Raw genomic sequence first — 3,815 nt, 5'->3', positions numbered from 1 at the left:
GAAGTCCAGCCGGTGGATGCCGGTCTCCCCCACGTCGAACCGGTACGCTTCGGAGCGGCGCGCCGCCCGCCCGCGAACCGCGCGCGGCGCCGGACGCATCCTCCACTCCCGCGCCTCGCGGTGGTTGAGCACGGTGCCGGCGTAGATGCCGTCCCACTCGCGCTCGCCGACCGGGGCCGGAACGACGTCGTCGGTTCGGGCCCCCGGCGTGAGAGCGAGCCGGACGACGATGCGCCGGTTCACGACGAGCCCGTCGCGCGGGCCGTAATGGAACGGGTGAAAGAGGACCTGCACGGTCCGCTGGTGCCTGAGGACCGCGTCGAACCCGAGCGCTGCGACGCCGGCCGGGTGCGAGTCCCCGGCCCGGTAGAACGCGTCGTCGGTCTCGAACTCCTGAAGCGGGATGACGAACTCGCCGTCGCGCGCGAAGCTCTCGCGCGGCGCGGGCTCCACGGCCGTCTCGCCGAGCCGCTCCGACTCGACCGTCACGACCTCGAGGCGCGCGTCCGAGCCGAACGGCACGCCGAGGAGCACGCCGCGGACCGGAAGCCGCGGCAGCCCGGGCTCCGTCGTCCAGTCGCACCCGGGCGCCGCGACGCGGACGAACTCCGCGCCGCCGTGGACGACCGGCTCCACGGTGAAGCTGTCGGTGACGATCTCGACGACGATCCCGCGGTCCGTGGACTCCAGGACCCGCACGTCGTTCGAAAGCGCGGGGTGTGCCGAGAGGGACACCGCAGCGAGCGTTGCGGCGAGCGTCAGCGTCTTCGGGACCATGCCCGTGACCCTCAGTGCTTCACCTTGGGCAGGTACGCGGCGTACTTGAAGTCAGGGCTGTTCGCCTTGTCGTGGCACTGCATGCACGTGGCCACGCTGACCGTGCCGAACGACCCGTCCCGCGCGTGCTTCGTGCCGATCCCGTGACACGACTCGCACTGCACGCCCCGGAGCTCCTCGGGGATCGCCTCCGAGCCGTCCTGCTTGAGGTCGGTCTTGCAGGTGGTGTGGCACTTCAGGCACGCGGGGTTCGTTGACTGGGTCGCGGCCTCGAGCGTCGTGAAGGCCTTCGCGTGCGCCGTCGTCAGCCACTGCTCGTACTGACTCTGGTGGCACCGACGACAGGACCCCTCGACGCCGATGCAGGCCTCGCGGTGCTCGGCGATGCGCTTCTGCGCCTGCTCCTGCGCCTGCGCCGCCGACCGCTCCTTGCCGTACCGCTCGACCGCGGCTTTGTGCTCCTTCACGAGAAGCGCCATCGAGGCGTCCACCGGGGCCTTGTCGTCCATCGCGACGGCCTCGCCCTCGCAGCCCTGGTACACCCGGTCCGCGCTGAACCGGAGCCGGGCGAGGGACACGTACTGGCCCTTATACCCGGGCTGGAGGAACTGGGTGGTCCCGACCTCGAAGAGCCTTGCGGCGTAGTTGTTCTGGCTCCCGACGACGAGGAAGTCGATGCCGGGGACGGCCTGCGCCAGCTCCTTCGCGTGGTCGATGCCGGTGTGAGCGAGAAGCACGACGAAGTCGGCCTTTCTCCGCAGTTCCGGAACGAGCGCTGCCAGCGCCTCGGCCGGCGGCTGGACGGTCACGCCGGACTCCGTCACATCCCTGGCGAGCCGGACGGTCATGTCGTCAGCCAACACCCCGGTGATGGCCACCCGCACCCCGTAGGCCTCGACGACCACGAACGGGCGCGCGACAAGCTTGCCCGTCGCCGCGTCCCGCACGTTCGCCGAGACGAGGGGGACCCCGTTCTCCGACGCAAGCCGGACGAGGTACTCCGCGCCGTTTCGGAGGTCGTACTCCCCGATGGTCACCGCGTCGTAGCCCATGCGCGCCATGCCGACCAGGCTCATGTTGTCAACGAACTCGCGGGCGTACTCACGCGGCGTGAGCGTCCCTCCCGCGTCCACAATCACGAGCGCCGTCGTCTGCTTCATCTGGTTGATGTAGCCGGCCCTCCGGACCAGCCCGCCACGCTGGCCATCGTGTCAGCCGCAGGGCTCAAGTTCGCCCTGCATGTCCGTCGTGGCGAGAATGGCGATCTCGAAGGGCCCGACCGGGCGCTCGGCCTCCCGCGTCCCGGCGCAGCCGGCGACGACCAAAGCGGCCAGCACGGCCCACAGCAGCCACCGTCTCGTGAGCACGATTCCCTGCCTCCTCGCTGAGGCCCCGGGCCGGCTGCCCCGGGGTGCCGTGACACGAATCCCCCGTCCCAGTTCATCCTAGCACGCCCGGCGGGGTGCCGCAACCCGCCAATGAAGGACGGGCGGCGCTCTCGCACCGCCCGTCCGGCACTACCGGGAAGACGATCCCTGGGCTACTTGTAGAGGGCCTTGATGGAACCCCAGGTCGTATTCTGGACCGGGCTCGGCTCCTGGCAATCGCCGTCGATCGGAGGCGGGCCGTCCCAGCCGAAGTGGCCGGAGATGCCGCCGTACATCGTGGACTTCACGCACCAGACGTCGAGCATGTTGTTCGCATCGGCAACCACAGGACCGTCACCGGCCGAGTACGGAATCAGCGCGATGTGACCGCCGCGCAGCTCCTCCGGCGTCTCGAAACGAATCCTGGCAAGAACGATGATGCCGCTCGTGCCCGGGTACTGCGGGGTCGGGCCCACCGTCATCGACGCGCCCGGCGCCACCACGGCCTCGCCGATCGTCAGGCCGCCGTGGGTCGCGGCGAACTGGTTCGTCGTCGAGAGGTAGTTGGGGCCGCCCACCGGCTGCATCAGGAACTGCGCGGCGTACATGCCGCCACCCGCGCCGAAGTTGTCGAAGCAGACGTACACGCTCTTGTTGGCACCGGGAACGGGCGATGTCGTCCAGTTGTTGCCCGTGCCCGCGCTCGAGGCGTTCAGGAAGCTCCTGATGTTCGGGTTCTGACCGGCCATCGCCGGCATCGCGAACGCCACAACGAGAAGGGCAATCAGAAGACGCTTCATTGCTTTCGGCCTCCTTCTTGAGTCGAGGTTGATGCTCCGTCCAACCTGCCACACCACGTCAGTCCGGTCCTCGGGACCACCTCCTTCCGCGGTTGCCCTGGTTCGCCCTGGGATTCGGACACCCCTCGAAGCCTGTCCGCTGATCCACCTCTTGTAGCATCTATTATACCACAGGGCCGTTTCTCTGGCAAGCCTCGTTCCGCACACCCGGAGTGGCGCGCTCCCCGGCCCCCGAACACCGGGGGCGGCGCCTTGAGGCGCCGCCCCCGTCTGCAACAAACACGAAGAACCTACCTGGCAGGGCCTACTTGTACAGGGCCTTGATGGAACCCCAGGTCGTGTCCGCGACCGGGCTGGGCGGAACGCAGTCGCCGTCGATCGGAGGCGGGCCGTCCCAGCCGAAGTGGCCGGAGATGCCGCCGTACATCGTGGACTTCACGCACCAGACGTCGAGCATGTTGTTCGCATCGGCAACCACAGGACCGTCACCGGCCGAGTACGGAATCAGCGCGATGTGACCGCCGCGCAGCTCCTCCGGCGTCTCGAAACGAATCCTGGCAAGAACGATGATGCCGCTCGTGCCCGGGTACTGCGGGGTCGGGCCCACCGTCATCGACGCGCCCGGCGCCACCACGGCCTCGCCGATCGTCAGGCCGCCGTGGGTCGCGGCGAACTGGTTCGTCGTCGAGAGGTAGTTGGGGCCGCCCACCGGCTGCATCAGGAACTGCGCGGCGTACATGCCGCCACCCGCGCCGAAGTTGTCGAAGCAGACGTACACGCTCTTGTTGGCACCGGGAACGGGCGATGTCGTCCAGTTGTTGCCCGTGCCCGCGCTCGAGGCGTTCAGGAAGCTCCTGATGTTCGGGTTCTG

The 3,815-nt window shown here is 69.0% G+C and carries 5 protein-coding genes; all 5 read right to left on the bottom strand.

Translation table 11 applies throughout. The annotated features are described in order from the left end of the window. Positions 1 to 777, bottom strand: a 777-nt coding sequence (locus tag FJY74_09565; GenBank protein MBM3308560.1) for a hypothetical protein, incomplete at its 3' end; no start/stop codon positions are given. A gap of 11 nt (positions 778 to 788) precedes the next feature. After that, on the bottom strand, positions 789 to 1,937 hold the full coding sequence (locus FJY74_09560) for a hypothetical protein (GenBank protein MBM3308559.1): 1,149 nt from the start codon (positions 1,935 to 1,937) through the stop codon (positions 789 to 791). 51 nt (positions 1,938 to 1,988) lie between these two features. Beyond that, complete coding sequence (locus FJY74_09555) at positions 1,989 to 2,144, bottom strand: hypothetical protein (protein ID MBM3308558.1); 156 nt, start codon at positions 2,142 to 2,144, stop codon at positions 1,989 to 1,991. Between the two features lie 173 nt (positions 2,145 to 2,317). Continuing rightward, a complete protein-coding gene (locus FJY74_09550) occupies positions 2,318 to 2,944 on the bottom strand; it encodes a hypothetical protein (protein MBM3308557.1) in 627 nt (208 codons plus the stop codon). 304 nt (positions 2,945 to 3,248) lie between these two features. After that, positions 3,249 to 3,815: hypothetical protein (locus tag FJY74_09545; protein ID MBM3308556.1), on the bottom strand; the 567-nt coding region annotated here is incomplete at its 5' end.

It is taken from the genome of Candidatus Effluviviaceae Genus I sp., from assembly GCA_016867725.1.
In the GTDB taxonomy this organism is placed as follows: Bacteria; Joyebacterota; Joyebacteria; order Joyebacterales; family Joyebacteraceae; genus VGIX01.
Note: the sequence above shows the minus strand (reverse complement) of the source record. Positions and strands in the feature narration are given on the sequence as shown.

Excerpts from the sequence above, each read along its gene's own strand:
- FJY74_09560 (MBM3308559.1), bottom strand. The coding sequence starts at position 1,937 with ATGAAGCAGACGACGGCGCTCGTGATTGTGGACGCGGGAGGGACGCTC.
- FJY74_09550 (MBM3308557.1), bottom strand. The coding sequence starts at position 2,944 with ATGAAGCGTCTTCTGATTGCCCTTCTCGTTGTGGCGTTCGCGATGCCG.